General features: G+C 65.9%; 17 protein-coding genes. 11 read left to right on the top strand and 6 right to left on the bottom strand.

Annotated elements, in window-relative coordinates:
* The first annotated feature begins 35 nt into the window (after nucleotides 1–35).
* From AWC27_RS01005 to AWC27_RS00995, 3 genes are read left to right on the top strand one after another with little or no spacing between them, the layout of a single operon-like run.
* Complete coding sequence (locus tag AWC27_RS01005) at nucleotides 36–1481, top strand: MFS transporter (RefSeq protein ID WP_085668629.1); 1446 nt, start codon at nucleotides 36–38, stop codon at nucleotides 1479–1481.
* Nucleotides 1482–1493: 12 nt separating this feature from the next.
* A complete protein-coding gene (locus tag AWC27_RS01000) occupies nucleotides 1494–2657 on the top strand; it encodes an AAA family ATPase (protein WP_085668626.1) in 1164 nt (387 codons plus the stop codon).
* A gap of 28 nt (nucleotides 2658–2685) precedes the next feature.
* A complete protein-coding gene (locus AWC27_RS00995) occupies nucleotides 2686–3336 on the top strand; it encodes a sensor domain-containing protein (RefSeq protein WP_085668624.1) in 651 nt (216 codons plus the stop codon).
* On the opposite strand, the gene AWC27_RS00990 is transcribed toward AWC27_RS00995, so the two are convergent.
* Nucleotides 3333–3758, bottom strand: coding sequence for a cellulose-binding domain-containing protein (locus AWC27_RS00990; protein ID WP_085668622.1), 426 nt, complete (start codon nucleotides 3756–3758; stop codon nucleotides 3333–3335). The genes AWC27_RS00995 and AWC27_RS00990 overlap by 4 nt on opposite strands.
* A gap of 98 nt (nucleotides 3759–3856) precedes the next feature.
* Nucleotides 3857–5581 carry a CocE/NonD family hydrolase gene (locus tag AWC27_RS00985; protein WP_085668620.1) on the bottom strand — a complete coding sequence of 575 codons (1725 nt, stop codon included), beginning with the start codon at nucleotides 5579–5581 and terminating at the stop codon, nucleotides 3857–3859.
* Nucleotides 5582–5644: 63 nt separating this feature from the next.
* Between AWC27_RS00985 and AWC27_RS00980 the strand changes: the two genes are divergently transcribed.
* Nucleotides 5645–6304: a TetR/AcrR family transcriptional regulator gene (locus tag AWC27_RS00980; RefSeq protein ID WP_085668618.1), complete on the top strand. Its 660-nt coding sequence runs from the start codon at nucleotides 5645–5647 to the stop codon at nucleotides 6302–6304.
* Here AWC27_RS00980 and AWC27_RS00975 read toward each other — a convergent pair.
* Complete coding sequence (locus AWC27_RS00975; RefSeq protein ID WP_211281529.1) at nucleotides 6251–7771, bottom strand: amino acid adenylation domain-containing protein; 1521 nt, start codon at nucleotides 7769–7771, stop codon at nucleotides 6251–6253. The genes AWC27_RS00980 and AWC27_RS00975 overlap by 54 nt on opposite strands.
* 178 nt (nucleotides 7772–7949) lie before the next feature.
* Here AWC27_RS00975 and AWC27_RS00970 point away from each other — a divergent pair, with 178 nt between their 5' ends.
* Both AWC27_RS00970 and AWC27_RS00965 read left to right on the top strand, forming a co-directional pair.
* A complete protein-coding gene (locus AWC27_RS00970) occupies nucleotides 7950–8639 on the top strand; it encodes a M15 family metallopeptidase (RefSeq protein WP_139836698.1) in 690 nt (229 codons plus the stop codon).
* 58 nt (nucleotides 8640–8697) lie between these two features.
* Nucleotides 8698–9507, top strand: coding sequence for a methyltransferase domain-containing protein (locus AWC27_RS00965; RefSeq protein ID WP_085668822.1), 810 nt, complete (start codon nucleotides 8698–8700; stop codon nucleotides 9505–9507).
* Here AWC27_RS00965 and AWC27_RS00960 read toward each other — a convergent pair.
* On the bottom strand, nucleotides 9491–11023 hold the full coding sequence (locus AWC27_RS00960) for an amidase (RefSeq protein WP_085668614.1): 1533 nt from the start codon (nucleotides 11021–11023) through the stop codon (nucleotides 9491–9493). The two genes, AWC27_RS00965 and AWC27_RS00960, sit on opposite strands and share 17 nt — an antisense overlap.
* A 115-nt stretch (nucleotides 11024–11138) precedes the next feature.
* Between AWC27_RS00960 and AWC27_RS00955 the strand changes: the two genes are divergently transcribed.
* Complete coding sequence (locus AWC27_RS00955; protein ID WP_085668612.1) at nucleotides 11139–12095, top strand: LLM class F420-dependent oxidoreductase; 957 nt, start codon at nucleotides 11139–11141, stop codon at nucleotides 12093–12095.
* A gap of 10 nt (nucleotides 12096–12105) precedes the next feature.
* Here AWC27_RS00955 and AWC27_RS00950 read toward each other — a convergent pair whose 3' ends face one another.
* Both AWC27_RS00950 and AWC27_RS00945 read right to left on the bottom strand, forming a co-directional pair.
* Complete coding sequence (locus AWC27_RS00950) at nucleotides 12106–12420, bottom strand: DUF4286 family protein (protein ID WP_085668610.1); 315 nt, start codon at nucleotides 12418–12420, stop codon at nucleotides 12106–12108.
* Between the two features lie 20 nt (nucleotides 12421–12440).
* Nucleotides 12441–12722, bottom strand: coding sequence for a 2Fe-2S iron-sulfur cluster-binding protein (locus AWC27_RS00945; RefSeq protein WP_085668820.1), 282 nt, complete (start codon nucleotides 12720–12722; stop codon nucleotides 12441–12443).
* Nucleotides 12723–12824: 102 nt separating this feature from the next.
* Here AWC27_RS00945 and AWC27_RS00940 point away from each other — a divergent pair, with 102 nt between their 5' ends.
* The 4 genes from AWC27_RS00940 to AWC27_RS00925 are packed head-to-tail and all read left to right on the top strand — an operon-like array spanning nucleotide 12825 to nucleotide 16952.
* Nucleotides 12825–14225 (top strand): class I adenylate-forming enzyme family protein, encoded by a 1401-nt coding sequence (locus tag AWC27_RS00940; RefSeq protein ID WP_085668608.1) that lies wholly within the window; start codon nucleotides 12825–12827, stop codon nucleotides 14223–14225.
* Complete coding sequence (locus AWC27_RS00935) at nucleotides 14203–15108, top strand: acyl-CoA dehydrogenase family protein (RefSeq protein ID WP_085668607.1); 906 nt, start codon at nucleotides 14203–14205, stop codon at nucleotides 15106–15108. The genes AWC27_RS00940 and AWC27_RS00935 overlap by 23 nt, the downstream gene beginning before the upstream one ends.
* Nucleotides 15095–16183, top strand: a complete 1089-nt coding sequence (locus AWC27_RS00930; RefSeq protein WP_085668605.1) for an acyl-CoA dehydrogenase family protein — start codon at nucleotides 15095–15097, stop codon at nucleotides 16181–16183. Before AWC27_RS00935 ends, AWC27_RS00930 begins: the two co-directional genes overlap by 14 nt.
* Nucleotide 16184: 1 nt before the next feature.
* The gene (locus AWC27_RS00925) at nucleotides 16185–16952 is read left to right on the top strand and encodes an enoyl-CoA hydratase/isomerase family protein (protein WP_085668604.1); all 768 of its coding nucleotides are present in this window, start codon (nucleotides 16185–16187) and stop codon (nucleotides 16950–16952) included.
* The last annotated feature ends 4 nt before the right edge of the window (nucleotides 16953–16956 follow it).

Here is a 16956-nt window from a genome sequence, read left to right as displayed (position 1 = left end):
CTATGACCTCGAACTGACGAAGCTTGGAAAACCATATGACGGGCGGCAGCCTGTACCAGCAACTTCGACCAGGTACGCTGCCGCAGGCCGACGACGAGGAGGGCAGCCAGGTGGGCGAGCGCCAATATCTTCGCCGGGTCGTCGCCGCGTCCATGGCCGGCACGGTTGTCGAGTGGTATGAGTTCTTCCTCTACGGCACCGCGGCGACGCTGGTGTTCAGCAAGGTGTTCTTCGCCAAAGGCGGCGACGATCTGGACGCAATTCTTGCCGCCTTCGTGACCTACGCCGTCGGCTTTGTCGCCCGACCACTCGGCGGCGTGGTATTCGGCCAGCTCGGGGATCGGTACGGGCGTAAGAAGCTGCTGCAGTTCAGCCTGTTGCTGGTGGGTACCTCGACATTTCTGATGGGTTGTTTGCCGACGTTCGCTCAGATCGGCTACTGGGCGCCGGGACTACTGGTAGTGCTGCGATTCATTCAGGGTTTTGCCGTCGGTGGTGAGTGGGGCGGCGCGGTGCTGCTGGTCGCCGAGCACAGCCCCAGCTCCAGCCGCGGCTTCTGGGCGAGCTGGCCGCAGGCCGGCGTGCCCGTCGGCAACATGCTGGCAACGGTGGTGCTGCTGGTGCTTACCGCGGCGCTGCCCGAAGCGGCGTTTTTGAGCTGGGGCTGGCGCGTGGCGTTCTGGTTGTCGGCGGTCGTCGTTCTGATCGGCTACTACATCCGCACCAAGGTCGCCGATGCACCGATCTTCGTAGCAGCGGCCAAACAAGCCGAGCAGCTCAAGGCGACATCGATCGGCGTCGTCGAAGTGTTGAAGCGTTACCCGCGTGGCGTTTTCACCGCCATGGGATTGCGTTTCGGCGAGAACGCCATGTACTACCTGGTGGTCACCTTCTCCATCACCTATCTCAAGGTGCACGTGCACGCGAACACCGTGGCCATCCTCTGGTGGCTGCTGGCCGCGCACGCCGCGCATTTCCTGGTTATTCCGGTGGCCGGCCACCTCAGCGATCGATTCGGCAGGCGCCCAATCTATTTCGTCGGTGCGGTCACCGGCGGCACATGGGGGTTCTTCGCGTTCCCGATGATGGACAGCGGCCAGAACGCGCTCATCCTGGCGGCCGTCGTCATCGGACTGGTATTCCACGGTCTGATGTACGCCGTTCAGCCGGCGGCCATAGCCGAGATGTTCCCGACGCGGATGCGCTATTCGGGTGTGTCCCTGGGTTATCAGGTCACCGCGATCGTGGCCGGTTCGCTGGCGCCGATCATCGCCGTTCGATTGCTCGACACCTACAAGTCCTCGGTGCCCATTGCGTGGTACCTGGCGGCCGCTGCGTCGGTGAGTGCCGTGGCCGCCCTGCTCGCCCGCGAGACCAAGGGCGTGGATTTGGCTGAGATCGACCGCGCCGATGCCCAGCGCCGGGGCGCGCCTCCGACGGCCACGGACGTGCAGCTCACCGAAGGCGCCGCGCAACGGTAGTAGCGTGGCCGGATGCTGGTGACCCTTGCGGTGGAGAATTACCGCTCCCTGCGCCAGCTGGTCGTACCGCTGCAACAGCTCAACGTCGTCACCGGCCCCAACGGCAGCGGCAAATCCAACCTCTACCGGGCATTGCGTTTGCTGGCCGACTCGGCCCGCAACGGCGCGGTGACGGCGCTGGCCCGCGAAGGCGGGTTGACCTCGACAATGTGGGCGGGGCCGGCGGTAATCGGCAAATCGGTGCGTCAGGGCCGCCATCGGGTGCAGGGCACGGTGAGCACTGGGCCGGTCAGCTTGAAACTCGGCTTCGCCGGCGACGATTTCGGCTATGCGATGGACCTTGGTCTGCCTAGTACGACGGAGACCGCGTTTGCGCTCGATCCCGAGGTCAAGGTGGAGGCGCTGTGGGTAGGGCCGGTATGGCGTCCGGCCAGGGTGATCGCCGAGCGAGGCGGCCCCACCGCGCGGGTGTGTGACGGAGACGGTAACTGGCATGTGATTACCGACGTGCTACGGCCTTTCGATTCGATGCTCAGCGAGCTTGCCGATCCGGTGCGTGCACCAGAGCTGATCCAGATGCGGGAGCGAACCCGCTATTGGCGCTTCTACGACCATTTGCGCACCGACGCGGACGCCCCGGCGCGGCAGAGCCGGATCGGGACGCGCACTCCGGTGCTGGGTCACGATGGCGCGGATTTGGCCGCGGCCCTGCAAACCATTCGTGAAATCGGCGACGACGCCGCGCTCAGCGAAGCGGTCGAGCGGGCTTTCGACGGCAGCCGAGTCGAGATCCTCAACACCAACAGCCGCTTCGAACTGGCGTTGCACCAACCCGGAATGCTGCGCCCGCTGAGCGCCGCCGAACTTTCCGACGGCACGCTGCGATATCTGCTGTGGACCGCGGCCCTGCTGACACCACGCCCGCCGCAGTTGCTGGTGCTCAATGAACCCGAGACCAGCCTGCACCCCGACCTGCTGCCCGCGTTGGCCTCGCTGATCGCCACCGCTGCCCAACGCAGCCAGATCATTGTCGTCACCCACTCCGAGCCCCTGGTCGCGGCGCTGCAAGAGACCGCTGACGTGCATACTTTGCGCCTGACCAAGGAACTGGGGGAGACCCGGATCGAGGGCCAGAACCTGCTCGACCAGCCGTCGTGGCATTGGCCGCGGAGGTAAGTGCCTTCCACCCCCTAGAATATTGACCATGGCGTCGACGACGAGGCCGCAGGCCGCAGGATTGTTCATCGTCGCCTGCTGTGCCCTACTGACGATCCCGGCGTGCTCGCACCGCAACTCCGTCGCCGCCAATCCCACGGCCAAACCGGGATCGGGAGCCGATGCACTGATCGTCAGCGTCGAAGATGTACGGCGCATCGCCAACTCCGAGGAACTCACCGCACACGCCCACGCCGACGTGCGGCAGCCGCCACAGGGTGACATCAACGCTCCGGGCCCCTGCCGGGCGGCCGGAACCAGTGATCTCACCTTCGGCAGCGGCTGGTCGGAGTTCCGCAGTGCCGGCTACCACGGCATTACCGACGACCTCAAACCCGGCGGACCCGCCATGATCCAGTCGGTGAGTCAGGCCGTTGCGGTCTACCCCGATTCGAAGACCGCGCGCAGTGCGCTGCGTCAGCTGGAATCGGCGTTGCAGGACTGCATCGCCCTGGGCGACGCCAACTACAACTTCACCCTGGACAAGCCCGACGACTCAACGCTACGGCTTACCGCCGACGCGTGGAGCCATGTCTATCGCGAGAAATCGTCGGTGCTGATGTCGGTGGGCGTGGTCGGTCTCGAGCCGGCAGGGCGGATCGCCACCACCATTCTGCAGACGACTACTGATCGCGTTTAGCTGCAGGGTAGCCCGTTGATCCGACAATTCACCGGTGGCGAGTAGGTACCGGACAGCGCGCCCCGGAAACCGAATGAGGCGGTGGCACCGGGTGCCAGGGTGTAGTTGAAATTCGCCGGGCCGAGTACATAGTGGGTGCCGGATTGGGTAACCTGGCTGTTCCACGCGTGCAAGACGGATTCTCCTGCCGGCAAGTCGAATTCGAGCTTCCAACCGCTTAGCGGCGCCATGGTCAAATTGGTGACGGCGCCGCGGGCGATGAAGCCCGTCTGCCACTGTGATTGCACCGACAACGTCGCTGATATCGCAGCCGCATTGGCCACCGGCGTGCTGCCCAGGGCGAGCATGGCAACGATGAATGCCGACAACGCGACGTTAAGTCCTGGGCGCCAAAGCTTCTCGTAACGGCGCAGTCCGCTCATAGGACCCAACACTATAGCCGAACAGGCGATGTTGGCTCTCCGTCGCGGCCAAAGCTGCGATAACTATGCTCAACCGAAACCGTGGTGAAACCTTGGGATTACGCGAGCACCGGGATCAGTAACCGAGACGACGAGCGAACGGTATTGAGGCTGCTGGTGCCGACGCTGGCGTGGCGGAAATTCATGATCGCGGGTGCCGACGGGTCCTGGTCGTCGCTGGTGAGCACCAACTGAATGCGGTGACCGCTTTTGAACCGGCGCGCGTTGGGAACCAACGGGATTCGGTATTCGACGTCCTCACCCACCGGTATCCCCACCGCATTCCGGCACGGCAGCACCGGCGCGCCGGGCCGGCTGGCCGCTTCGTCGACCTCACGCATGCTGGCCCGCAGCCAGCCCGCCGTCACGTCGCAGAATTGGCCGTCGGGCGCGACGTCGCGCAATGTGGCCATCCACGCGGTATCGACAGCAGTCGCCGATGCGACCAGGCGCAGCTCAATGTCGCCCACCACATCGAGGTCCTCGCTCAGCGGGGCACTCGTCCAGGTGAGCAGTGACGGCGGATCGATCGCGCTGGGCTTGGCGCGGCCCAAACCTGCTCCCAGCACCATGAATTCGCGACTTCCCGACTCGCCCTCGTCGTCACTCAAGGTGCCGTCGGCACGCAACGCGAGCTCGCGGTGCGCAGTGTCTGCGGGAGGCCATGATTCGGCGGTGCGCCACTCCTCGGCGCCCGGCAGGATGTACCGGATCGGTGGTCCCTCGAGGATCCCGGTGTCGCGGCCCTTCAGCCAATGGTCGTACCACGCCAGCGCTTCGACGTGCAGACTTTCCCATGGCCAGGTCAACCCGAACCGGCCGAGCAGGCTCATCCGCACACAAGCGTTGTCCGACAATCCATTCCAGGCGGCAAATGTCGAAGGAAGGTGCAATGGCACGTTCTCCCAGTCGCATCCCAAGTACACCGGGATGTCGATTTCCTTTAACAACGGCAACAGGTTTCGCTCCTCCCACCATTCATCGCGGGTGGGATGCTTGACCGCGCAGTCCAGCCACAGCTCGTCCCAGGGTTGCGGGTTGTGCGGCAGCTTGATCAATTGGCGCAGCAGCGTGACCGCGGATTCGCCGTTCATGGTCGCGAACTTCTTATGCAACCGTGGGGTGTTCAACATCCGGCGCACCAGCCCGATGGGCGCGCTGCGCCAAAATTTGTCGCCGCGCTCGGAGGTCAGTCCGACCATCGCGAGAAACGGTGTGACGAACGACGAACTGAACAGACCGTGGTGACTGCTGCCGTCGTACGCGTCTGCCGTCACAGCGACGGGGAAGATCGCCTTGAGGTGGGGCGGGCGCTCGACGGCCGCCTCGAGTTGGGTCATCGCGAAGTAGCTGATGCCGAGCATGCCAACGTTCCCGTCGCACCACGGTTGTGCGGCCACCCACTCGACCAGGTCATACATGTCTAGGCGCTCCTGGGCGTCGAAGAAGCCGAAGGTGCCGCCGGACCCGCAGGTGCCGCGCACGTTGGCGATGACGTGGACATACCCGCGCGACACCCAGAAATCCGTCACACCGGCCTCGATGAATCCGGCGGGAGCGCCGAAATCCTGCATTTGCCTGGGGTAGGGCGAGGCGGCGATCAGCGCGGGAAAACGCCCGGATGCATTGGGCCGGTGCACGTCGGCCAGCAGGGTGGTGCCGTCGCGGACGGTGATCTCGGCGTTGGCGTCGGTTCGCTTGGTGTGGCTGGCCTCGCTGAGGTTGCGGTATTGCCGGCCGGTGGTCTGTGGGCCGTTGAGCGTTTTCGTGGTGGTGTTGCGCATAATTTCACGCTACGTTGAAACTAGTCTCAACGCAAGATGAAATTCACGGTATGGTGAGGTCTGATGGCGAAGCGCTTGATCACCCCTGGCCCACGCGACGAGCGCGGTGTGCTGGCGGCACGCATTGTGGCCGCGGCCCGCGACGAATTCGCCGAACACGGCTGGGCTGGCACGGCAATCCGCGCCGTCGCCCGCGCCGCCGACGTCGATCCGGCGCTCATCTACCACTACTTCGGCTCCAAGGAAGGCCTGCTCGACGCGGCTACCGCGCCGCCGCCGAAGTTTCTCGATTCGGTGGCCAGAACCTGGGCGACGCCAAAGGCCGACCTGGGCAAGCAACTGATCCGCAACGTGCTCGCCATTTGGACCGACGAGGAGGTCGGTCCCGTCCTGCGAGCGGTCGTGCTGACCGCCGCCCACGAGACCAGGACCCGCGAGAAGCTCCGGCTGATCGTCGAACGCGCCTTGATCGGTGAATCCACGCTGGGCGGTGATGAGGAGGAACGCCTGAAGCGCAGCGGCTTGATCTCGAGCCAGCTGATCGGCTTCGCGCTACTGCGCTACGTCTGGAAGATCGAACCGATCGCATCGATGCCCGAGGACGAGGTGGTGGCCGCGGTCGCGCCCAATCTGCAGCGCTACATCGACGGCGACATCACCCAACAGGACTCAGCGGATTCGCCGCCGGCGCCAGGGCGCTACCCCACACTTGAGCAACGCTGATTCGTCGATCTTGCCGTTCGCGTTGCGCGGCAGGGCGTCGACGAGGTGGGTGTGGTGGGGACGCATGTACGGCGGCAGGGTGGCCGCCAGATGCTGGTGGTAGGCCTCGAAGGCCAGCTCATCACCCAGCACCAGGTAGGCCAGCAGTTCGTGACGGTTGTCCGGGTTGCGGCGGGTGCATACGCGGACTTGCTGCACGGCGGGGTGGGCGGCCAGTTGCCGTTCCACCTCGGCCGGTTCGATGCGGAAGCCGCGCACCTTGACCTGCCGGTCCGCCCGTCCCGCATAACTGATGTGTCCGGCGGCGTCGCGGCGAACCAGGTCGCCGGTCCGATACCAACGCTGAGCGCCGTCGTCGTACCAGGGCAGCAGCACGAAGCGGTGCGCCGTCTCCTCGGGCAGATTGCGGTAACGCGCCGCCAGCCCGGCGCCGGACAGGTACAGCTCGGCCAGCTCGCCATCGCGGGCGACACGGCATCCGTCGGCGACCAGCACCGCGCCGGTCAGCGGCAGTGGCATGCCGATCGGCACGATGTCGCCGGCGAAGTCGGCTGGAATGGGGTGATATAGCGCGAAGGTCGTGCATTCGGTGGGGCCGTAGACGTTGATCAGCCGGGTGCCGCCGGCGGCATTGTCGCGGTACCAGCGCTGGATGCGGGCGCCGTTGAGTTGTTCGCCCCCGACCAGGACTTGCCGCGCCGAGGAGAACGCGTTCGGGATGGCGTCGACGACGGTGTTGAACAGCGCCGTCGTCACGAACATGGTGTCGATACCGCCCTGGCGAATGGCCTCGACCAACCGTCGCGGCGTTTGCAGCTGTTCGTCACCGAGCACTACGCACGTCCCACCGGTCAACAACGGCACCCACACTTCGAACGTCAAGGCATCGAAGGCGGGGTTGGACAGGCTGGCGAAACGCGCGCCCGGCTCGAGGGCAAGCCATCCGGGCAGCGCCATCCGCAGGATGCCGGCGTCGCCGACTTCCACACCCTTGGGCCGACCGGTGGTGCCGGAGGTGTAGAACACGAAAGACGTTGTCTGGTCGGGTGTTATCTCATCAAGCGGTCCAGTTGCGGTAGCGAGTAACTCGGCTGCCCGTAGTGCCGGAACTCCCGCCGGGGTCTGCGGCGCGTCCGGTCCGGCAACCACTACCGCGACGCTGGCGGAGTCTTCAATGATGTGCTGGCGACGTTGCAGTGGACTCTGCGCATCGAGCGCCACCACCGTGGCACCGGCCCGTCGGACGCCGAGCATGACACAGACCAGCTGCCAGGACCGCGGCAGGCAGACCGCAACGGCCTGGCCCGGGCGAATGCCCTTGGCGAGCAGGCCCCGCGCGACGGCGCCGCTGAGCTGTTCGAGCCCGTGGTAGGTCACCACTCGGTCGCCTTCGACTACAGCCGGTGCATTCGGCGCCTTGTGTACTTGACCGAGGATGGCGTCCACGAGCGTGCGGTACTCCTCCACACCATTACTGTCGCGCGTTCGGCGGCCTGTTGTCTGTCGGGCCGTTGGCCAGTCTGTGGTCCCCCGATCGGGTGACACCGTGGCGTTGTCGGCCCCGCGGCCGCCGAGCCGGGAGAATATTCACGTGTTTAGGAAGGCGCGCGTCGCGCTGCTCGCCGTCGCTGCCGGGTTCGTCGCCATTGCCGGTGCTGGTTGCGAGGTGGCCCGGACCGTCACGGTCCGTCCGGTCGGTACCAGCGCTGTGCCCGCTACCGGCGTTCCGCCGGTCAGCGATGCGGCGCGTGCGGCCGGGTTCATCGACGTCCGCAGTGTCGTTTCCGACGCAGTGATCGATCTGCGCTATGCGACGACCAACAACTTCACCCACAAGCAGTTGTATCCCTCGGACGCCCGCTGCCTGGTGCACCACTCGATGGGTCCGGCACTGGCGGCGGCTGCGGCGGCGCTGCGTCCGCAGGGCCAGTTGCTGGTCTTCTGGGACTGCTATCGCCCACACGACGTTCAGGTCAAGATGTACAACGCGGTCCCCAACCCGGCCTGGGTGGCACGTCCGGGTCAGTATGCGCGTAGCCATGAGGCTGGTCTGTCGGTTGACGTGACCTTCACCAGCGCGCAGCAGCCCTGCCTGTCGGGACAGCAGGCGGTGGGATTTTGTTTGGCCGATATGGGCACCGATTTCGACGACTTCAGCGCTCGCGCAAAGGCGTTCGCAACCCAGGACGTGAGTGTCGCGGCGCAGGCCAACCGGGCCCGGCTGCGGGAGGCGATGAAGTACGGCGGGTTGACGGTGTACTCCGGGGAGTGGTGGCATTTCGACGGCCCGGGTGCGGGAGAGAATCACCCCATTCTCAACGTGCCGGTTGACTGAGTCTCACTATTTGAGATTGCTATCTCAAATAGTGGTTTGAAGCGATATGGTGCGGGACATGCAAGAGCCTCGGGCCACCTACACGCATGGACATCACGAGTCAGTCCTGCGCGGCCATCGCAGACGCACGGTGGAGAACTCCGCGGCTTACTTGGTGCCGCATCTGAGGCCGGGAGTGTCGCTGCTGGACGTCGGTTGCGGACCCGGGACGATCACCGCAGACCTGGCCACCCGGGTCGCGCCGGGGTCGGTGACGGCCGTCGAGCTCACCGACGATGCCCTGAGCCTCGCCCGCGCGGAGATCCGAACGCACGGGCTGACCAACGTCTCGTTTGCCACGTCCGATGTGCACCGGCTTGCTTTTCCCGACGACACGTTCGATGTCGTGCACGCTCATCAGGTGCTACAGCACGTCGGCGATCCGGTTCAGGCACTCTGCGAGATGAGACGGGTGTGTGCCCCGGGTGGCATCGTCGCCGCGCGGGACGCCGACTACGGCGGCTTCATCTGGCATCCGCGGCTGCCCGCGCTCGACCGATGGCTGGACCTCTACGACCGGGCGGCGCGCGCCAATGGCGGCGAGCCCGATGCGGGCCGCCGGTTGTTGTCCTGGGCTCAGCGGGCCGGCTTCGACGACGTCACCGCGAGCGGCAGCATCTGGTGCTTTGCGACCACCGAGACACGTCAATGGTGGGGCGAGATGTGGGCCGACCGAATCCTGCACTCAGATTTGGCTCGGCAATTGGTCGGGTCGGAGATGGCCACTACCGCCGAGCTCGAAGACATTTCGGCGGCATGGCGTTACTGGGCCGCGGCGCACGACGGTTGGCTGGCGGTACCTCACGGCGAAATCATCTGTCGCGCATAGTGTTAGCCGCCGGACGGGCAAAGCCCCCGCATAGCGCTTCGAATGCGCCGGCCGCCCGGAGCACTGTGGCATCGTCAAACCGCCTGCCCACGATCATCATTCCCGCAGGCAGGCCGTCGACCAGACCGGCGGGCACCGAGATCGCTGGATGGCCGGTGATATCGAAGGGGGCGGTGTTGATGACCTTACCGAGCGCAGGGCCGATCGCCGAAAGGTCGGCCGGAAGGAGTTGGGCGGTGACCGGAGTCGTCGGTAGCACCAGCACGTCATACTGTTCCAGCGCATCGTCGTAGGCGGCGCGCATGAAGGGAACCAGGTTGCGAGCCTTGGCATAGCCGCTGCCGCCCAGCGCGCGAAGGCCATAGTGCCCGCTCAACGAGGTCGCCTTGACCAGGGCGGAGAGCTGATCGGCATGGGCGATTCGCTGAGTCGCAAAGTGCGCCATGAGTTCTGGGTCGTAGAGCCCGTCGGCGCCGAGGCCGCCGTTGCCGTCCAGCATCTGATAGGTGCCGCCCTCGGTGCAGATGACGGTGAAGACGTGGAACGCATCGCGATGTTGCGGAACGCTGACTTCGCCAACGCTGCAGCCGATCTCGGTAAAGCGCTGCGCCGCGGAGCGGACCAGCTCATCGACCTCGGGTTGCGAATTCGGCTGTGCGAAGCCCTCGGACAGAATTCCCACCCGCAGGCCGGCGACATCGCCGGTGAGCGCGGCAACGTAGTCGACAACCGGCAAGTCCCGAGCCTGGCGCGGATCCTGGCCGTCGAATCCCGCCAGCACCGACAGCAGCAGCGCCGCGTCGGCGACGGTGCGCGTCATGGGTCCCAGGTGATCGATGGTGCGCTCCAACGGCATTGACCCGGTGTAGGGCACCAGGCCGTAAGTGGGCTTGAGTCCGACGATGCCGCACAGCGACGCCGGAATCCGGATCGACCCGGCCTGGTCGCCACCGACGGCCAATTCGACGGCGCCGGCGGCGACGAGCGCGGCGCTGCCACTGGACGAACCGCCGGTTTCGCGGCTGGTGTCCCAGGGATTGCGCACCGGCCCGGAGGCCGAGGTGAAGCTGGACGACGAGCAGCACAGGTCTTCGCAGACGCTCTTGCCGGCGATGGTGGCCCCGGCCCCGAGTAGCCGTTCGACCACGGTCGCGTCGCGGCTCGGAATGAAGCCCTCTACCGCGCGGGATCCGTTCATCATCGGAACACCGGCCACAGCGATGTTGTCCTTGATCGCCACCGCCCTGTCGGCCAACGTCCCCTCGGCGCCCGAGCAGATGTCGGTCCTGACGTACCAAGCACCCAACGGGTTTTGCTCCGGCTCGAGAAATCGATAGGCGCGGTTGGGCGGCTGTGGGTGGGCGAGTCGGTTGTACAGGTCATCGACCGCGTCGTAAGACCTCATGGATGCGGTCACGATTGCCAGGAACTCTTGTCGAGCGGCTGCGTCGAGGTGGAAACCGAAGTGTTTGGCCGCGGCGTCGATGTCCGCCGCCGAGGGCCTGGAAATCGCCATGTCGACCTAGCTTAGGGCAGGTCAACGCATGGTATTGGCATTCTCTTTTTTTGCAAGTACGTTATCCATCAGTGGATAATGCAGTAGAGCTGATCCCGCGGGCGGTGGAGGAAACGTGCGCATCGGAGTGATGGTCGGTCCCGAGCGTGGCGATTCCGCGCGCAAGGTCACCCGGATGCTGGCCGACATCGACTGGGCCGAAACCGCCGGCCTCGACACCGCCTGGATTCCGCAGATCCCCAACGACTTCGATGCGCTGGTGGCAGTGGCGCTGATGGGCGCCCGCACCAACCGGATCGAATTGGGCACCGCGGTTGTCCCGTTGCAGGCGCAGCACCCAATTGCCTTGGCGCGCCAGGCTTTGTCGGTACATGCCGCTACAGGCGGGCGTCTGGTCCTGGGCGTTGGGCCCTCACATCACTGGATCGTGGACGACATGCTCGGGATTCCCTACGAGCGCCCGGCCGCATTCACCCGCGACTACCTTCAGGTGCTGGATGCCGCGTTCGCCAACCCTGGGCCGGTGGACGTGCAGAACGACTCGTTTCGCGTGCACAACCCCCTCGATTTGAATCCGGTGGCACCGCTGCCGGTGCTGGTGGCCGCTTTGGGCCCGGTGATGCTGACACTGGCCGGTGAACGAGCCGACGGCACCGTGCTGTGGATGGCCGACGAGCGCGCTGTCGCCGAGCATGTCGTCCCGCGCATCACCAAGGCCGCCGACAATGCCGGGCGTCCGGCTCCGCGGATCGTCGCCGGCATTCCGGTATGTCTTTGTGGCGCAACGGAAATCGAAGCTGCCCGGGAGCGTGCCAATCGCATCCTCGGCGAGGCCGAGGTATCGCCGAACTATCAGCGACTGCTCTCCTACGGCGACGCCAAGGATGTCGGCGATATCTGTGCGGCCGGTGACGAGGACGCCATCGCGGCCAGGTTCCGGCGGTTCGCCGACGCGGGTGTCACCGACCTTTCGGTGCGGTTACTGCCCATCGGCGACAATCGCGACGAACTCGTCGCCTCCAAGCGCCGAACCCGCGAAATGATCGCCGCGCTCGCGACGCAGCTGCGCTGACCCCGAGGGGTTAGGGGTGATAGGCGGTCGTCACCTCGAGTAGCCGCATCACCGGCGGCGGATCCATTTGCAAGGCGTCCGACATGTGCAGGTTGCGCGCATTGTGGTGCATGTTCTGCAGCACCGATCGCAGGTCGTCGGCCTCGACCTCGTAGAGGGCAACGTAGGGGCCGTCGCCATCGACCGGCCGCAGCCGGCGGGCCGAGACGATTCCCTCCAGCGCCACGAGTTCGGGGAGGTGGATCTCGTCGTACCAGGTGTTGTACTCCTGGTCGCGATCGGGCGAACTCGGCCGAGTCTCGACGTAAATGATCCCTTTGGCCATCCTGTGTGCCTTTCTGCTCACTACTCGTAACGCACGGTGATCGGCGCCGCGTCGGGCACCCCCTGGCAGGTCAGAACGTAACCCTCGGCCACTTCGTCGTCCTCGAGCGCGTCGTTGACCCGCATGCTCGCGCTGCCCTCGGTGAGCCGGGCCATGCACGTTCCGCAGTTGCCGGCCTCGCAGTTGAAAGGCGGGTCCAGCCCGGCCCGTCGCGCGCTTTCCAGCAGCGTCTCGCCGGGCACCAGCGGAACCGATACCTTCTTGCGATCGAGGTAGATCGTCACCATGCCGGCCTCCGTCATGACCGCCCTTCCACGCGCGGCTCCCATACTTGCGTTCTTCACTATAGAGAATACTATTCTCATCAGACGATAGGATCTTCTCGCAAGCCGGAGGGACCAGACTTGACCGAGCCGGCCGCGCTCGTGTTCGAGGAGCGGCGATTCAGCTTGTCCGAACTCCGTGTGCTGGGCGCAGGGCTCGGCGCGACGCTGGCCAAGATGGGCGCTGAGACCGGCGAGCGGATCGCGGTCATGGCGTCCAACCGGCCCGAGTTCGTCGCCGCGGTGAGCGCGATCTGGCAGCTGGGTGCATCGGCCGTACTGCTCAGCCCGGCCTGGAAACGCGACGAGGTCGAGCACGCCCTGGCGCTGACCAATCCGGCGCATGCGGTGGGAGACCATCCCGTACTGGGCGCCCTGATGCCGATGCTGCACCTGGACGAACCGATCACCCCCGCCGCACCGGCACCAGAGCCGCGCCCCGACGCCGACGCCTTGCTGGTGTTCAGTTCCGGTACTACCGGGCTGCCCAAAGCCGTCCGGCACACCCATGCGTCCCTGGATGCAGCCATTCGGCACTGGCGCGACGCGCTGGGGCTTACCGCACGCGACCGCATTCAGGTCGCGACCCCGCCGTCGCACATCCTCGGCTTGCTCAACATCCTCACCGCGCTGCGCACTGGAGCCTGGATGCGGCTGCATCGCCGATTCGACGTCGACGCCATGCTGCATCACATCGAAACCGACCGCATCACAATGGAAATGGCCGTTGCGCCCATCGCGCTGGCCATCGCCTCGCACCCGAAACTCGAGTCATACGACCTTTCGTCGTTGCGGTTCATCATGTGGGGCGCCACGCCGGTCACCGCCGGCATCGCCGAGGCGGTGACCCGGCGCACCGGCGTCGGCTGGGTTCCCGCCTACGGCACCACGGAGTTGCCCGTCATCGCCTGCAATCCGCTGGACGGCGCGCGCCTTGATGCGGTCGGACGCCCAGTGCCGGGCGTAGCGCTGCGCGTGGTATCGCTGGATACCGGTGAACCGGTCGGTCCGGGGGAGGTGGGTGAGATTCTGGCGCAGTCGGATTCGCTGATGGCCGGATATCTGCCGCCCGCGGCGACCGCGGAGGCGTTCTCTGACGGCTGGTACCGGACCGGCGATGTCGGCTCGCTCGACGCCGACGGCTGGTTACGGATCACCGACCGCCTCAAGGAAATGATCAAGGTGCGCGGTTTCCAGGTCGCACCCGCCGAGATCGAGACCGTGCTGCACGGTCATCCGGCGGTCAGGGACTGCGCGGTGTTCGGGGTTCCCGACGGCGCCAACGGCGAAGCGGTCGTTGCTGCCATCGCAACTCACGCACCGGTGGATCCTGCCGAGCTGACCGGCCGGGTGGAAGCGAAGCTGGCGTCCTACAAACGTCTGAGCCGGGTTGTGTTCGTGCCTGACATTCCTCGCCTGCCGTCGGGCAAGGTCCTGCGCCGCGAGCTGAAGGAGCGCTATGGATGTACGTCTGACAGCTGAGCAGCAGCAACTGCGTGACGCCGCGGCCAAGCTGGCCGACGATCTTGGCCCCGCAGCGGTGCAAGACCTGGCTGACGAGAAGCGCATCACACGCCTGGACAAGCAGATCGAGATGACCGGCTGGCGATCGCTGCGTTCGGATGGAGCATCCGGCGTCGAAGTCGCCGTTGTCGCAGAGGAATTGGGACGCCGACTGGTGGACGCGCCGTTTCTCGGCCCGGTGCTGGCCGACGACTTGGCCCGCCATCTCGACGTCGGCGCCGGCCCGGCGACAATAGCCGTCGGTGACATTGCAATCGATGCCCGCGGATATCGGCGGGCCCTGCTGATGGCGGGCACCACCGTGCTGACCGCCGAGCTCGACGGCGATCCGGTGGGCGCGGATCTCACCCGAGTCGGCAAACGCCTGGCGTCGGCGCCGCTCGCAGTCGGCGAGGTGTCCGCCGAGGTTGCCGGACGCTGGCAGGCGCTGGCGCTGGTGGCCACGGCGGCCGATCTGGTCGGGGATGCGCGTGGCGCGCACGCCGTCGCATGCGACTACGCGAAAATCCGTGAGCAGTATGGCAAACCGATCGGATCGTATCAGGCCATCGCACACCTGCTGGCCGAAAGCCTTGCCTTGATCGAAGGCTCGGTGAGCGTGCTGCGGCATGCGGCGTGGGCGGTAGACGAACTCGAGACCGCGCGCGCAATTCGGGCCGCCCAGATCGCGAAGGTCTACTGCGCGCGGGCCACCCGAACCGTGTGCGAAAGCGCGGTGCAGGTGCACGGCGGCATCGGCAATACCTGGGACTGTCTGGTGCATGTCTATCTGCGCCGGGCGCTGACCTCCACCGAGCTGTGGCCGGTGCACCTGAAGGAGATCGACTTTGGACTTTCGTGACTCTCCGCAAGAAGCCGCGTTCCGGGACCGGCTGCGATCCTGGCTGTCCAGCAATGCCGGGAAGTATTCGGGCTCAGGGGATGAGTACTGGGCTCGCCAGGCGCAGTGGCATCGCGCTCTGTATCAAGAGGGATTCTTCGGGCTGTCCTGGCCCCGCGAGTACGGCGGTCAGGAGTTGGCTCCCGTGTATGACGTCATCGTCGACGAAGAACTGGCCCGGGCCGGCGCGCCACCGCGTCCCAGTGTGGGGTACCTGGTGTTCGGTATCGGCAGGCACGCCAGTGACGAACTGCGGCAACGCTTTCTGCCCGGCATCATCAATGGCAGTGAGCGCTGGTGTCAGGGTTTCAGCGAGCCGGGCGCGGGCTCGGATCTGGCGTCGTTGACCACCACCGCCACCCGCGACGGCGACGATTATGTGATCAACGGCCACAAGATCTGGACCAGCTACTCCGACGTGGCCGACTGGTGTCTGCTGCTGGCTCGCACCGACCCGGCGGCCAAAAGGCACCGCGGACTGTCGGCATTCGTGCTCGCGATGAAACAACCTGGGGTGCAACAACGCCCGCTGCGGATGATGAATGGCGTCACCAACGAATTCGGGCAGGTGTTCTTCGACGGCGCGACCGTTCCGGCCGACCGGATGGTGGGTGCACCCGGTGACGGTTGGGCGGTTGCCATGACCGTCGTCGGGCATGAGCGCGAGCCCGCCACGCTGGGCTACGCCGCCCGATATAACAAACTGGTGCGAAATCTTTTGGCGCGCAACGAAGGTGATATTTCCGAAGACGTTGCCTGGGCGGCGGTCCAGGCCGAAATGCTCACCCACCACGTTCGGCGCCGGCTGTCCGAACAGCTGGACGGGGTTTCGCACGGCCCCGAAGGATCGCTGGACAAGCTGCTGATGACCTGGGTGGAACAGTCCGTCGGGCATGCCGCGCTGGGTGTTGGCGGCACCCGGGACCCGGACCTGCTCAGCGCCTACCTGTACAGCCGCGCGCAAAGTGTGATGGGCGGGACCTCGCAGATACAGAAGAACATCATCGCCGCACGAATTCTGGGATTGGGAGTCTGACATGTACGGCATGCCAAGTGAAATCGACGTTCGCGCCGACGGGGCGCTGCGCATCATCACCCTGAACCGCCCGGATGATCTCAACGCGGTCAACGACAACCTGCATGTCGGACTCGCCCGGCTGTGGCAGCGACTGACCGACGATGCCGGCGCCCGCGCGGCGGTGCTCACCGGCGCCGGCCGAGCATTTTCGGCCGGCGGGGATTTCGCTTACCTCGCCGAGCTGGCCGAGGACGCCGATCTGCGTGCCAAGACCATTCGCGACGGACGGGAGATCGTGCTGGGCATGGCACGCTGCCGAATCCCGGTGATAGCGGCCGTCAATGGCCCAGCAGTGGGGCTGGGCTGCAGTCTGGTCGCGCTGAGCGACATCGTCTACATCGCCAAGGACGCCTTCCTCGCCGACCCGCATGTGCAAGTCGGCTTGGTGGCCGCTGACGGCGGGCCGCTGACCTGGCCGCTGCACATCAGCCTGATGCTGGCCAAGGAATATGCGTTGACCGGCACCAAGATTCGTGCCGAGCGGGCCGTCGAACTCGGCCTGGCCAACCACGTCGCCGACGACCCGTTATGCGATGCGGTCGACTGCGCCAAGCGCATCATGCAGCTGCCGCAGCAAGCGGTCGAAAGCACCAAGCGACTGCTCAACATTCAGCTGGAGCGTGCGGTGCTGGCCAGCCTGGACTATGCGCTTTCGGCCGAGCATCAGTCGTTCACCACCGAGGACTTCCGCACCATCGTCACCAAGCTGACCTCCGGGAAGAACTGAGCCA

This window comes from Mycobacterium szulgai, from assembly GCF_002116635.1.
Classification (GTDB): Bacteria; Actinomycetota; Actinomycetes; order Mycobacteriales; family Mycobacteriaceae; genus Mycobacterium; species Mycobacterium szulgai.
Note: the sequence above shows the minus strand (reverse complement) of the source record. Positions and strands in the feature narration are given on the sequence as shown.

Coding starts and splice junctions, on each gene's coding strand:
- AWC27_RS00935 (WP_085668607.1), top strand. CDS start 14,203: ATGGATGTACGTCTGACAGCTGAGCAGCAGCAACTGCGTGACGCCGCG.
- AWC27_RS00990 (WP_085668622.1), bottom strand. CDS start 3,758: ATGAGCGGACTGCGCCGTTACGAGAAGCTTTGGCGCCCAGGACTTAAC.
- AWC27_RS00945 (WP_085668820.1), bottom strand. CDS start 12,722: ATGACGGAGGCCGGCATGGTGACGATCTACCTCGATCGCAAGAAGGTA.
- AWC27_RS00960 (WP_085668614.1), bottom strand. CDS start 11,023: ATGGCGATTTCCAGGCCCTCGGCGGCGGACATCGACGCCGCGGCCAAA.
- AWC27_RS00980 (WP_085668618.1), top strand. CDS start 5,645: ATGGCGAAGCGCTTGATCACCCCTGGCCCACGCGACGAGCGCGGTGTG.
- AWC27_RS01000 (WP_085668626.1), top strand. CDS start 1,494: ATGCTGGTGACCCTTGCGGTGGAGAATTACCGCTCCCTGCGCCAGCTG.
- AWC27_RS00965 (WP_085668822.1), top strand. CDS start 8,698: ATGCAAGAGCCTCGGGCCACCTACACGCATGGACATCACGAGTCAGTC.
- AWC27_RS00925 (WP_085668604.1), top strand. CDS start 16,185: ATGTACGGCATGCCAAGTGAAATCGACGTTCGCGCCGACGGGGCGCTG.
- AWC27_RS00995 (WP_085668624.1), top strand. CDS start 2,686: ATGGCGTCGACGACGAGGCCGCAGGCCGCAGGATTGTTCATCGTCGCC.
- AWC27_RS00950 (WP_085668610.1), bottom strand. CDS start 12,420: ATGGCCAAAGGGATCATTTACGTCGAGACTCGGCCGAGTTCGCCCGAT.
- AWC27_RS01005 (WP_085668629.1), top strand. CDS start 36: ATGACGGGCGGCAGCCTGTACCAGCAACTTCGACCAGGTACGCTGCCG.
- AWC27_RS00985 (WP_085668620.1), bottom strand. CDS start 5,581: ATGCGCAACACCACCACGAAAACGCTCAACGGCCCACAGACCACCGGC.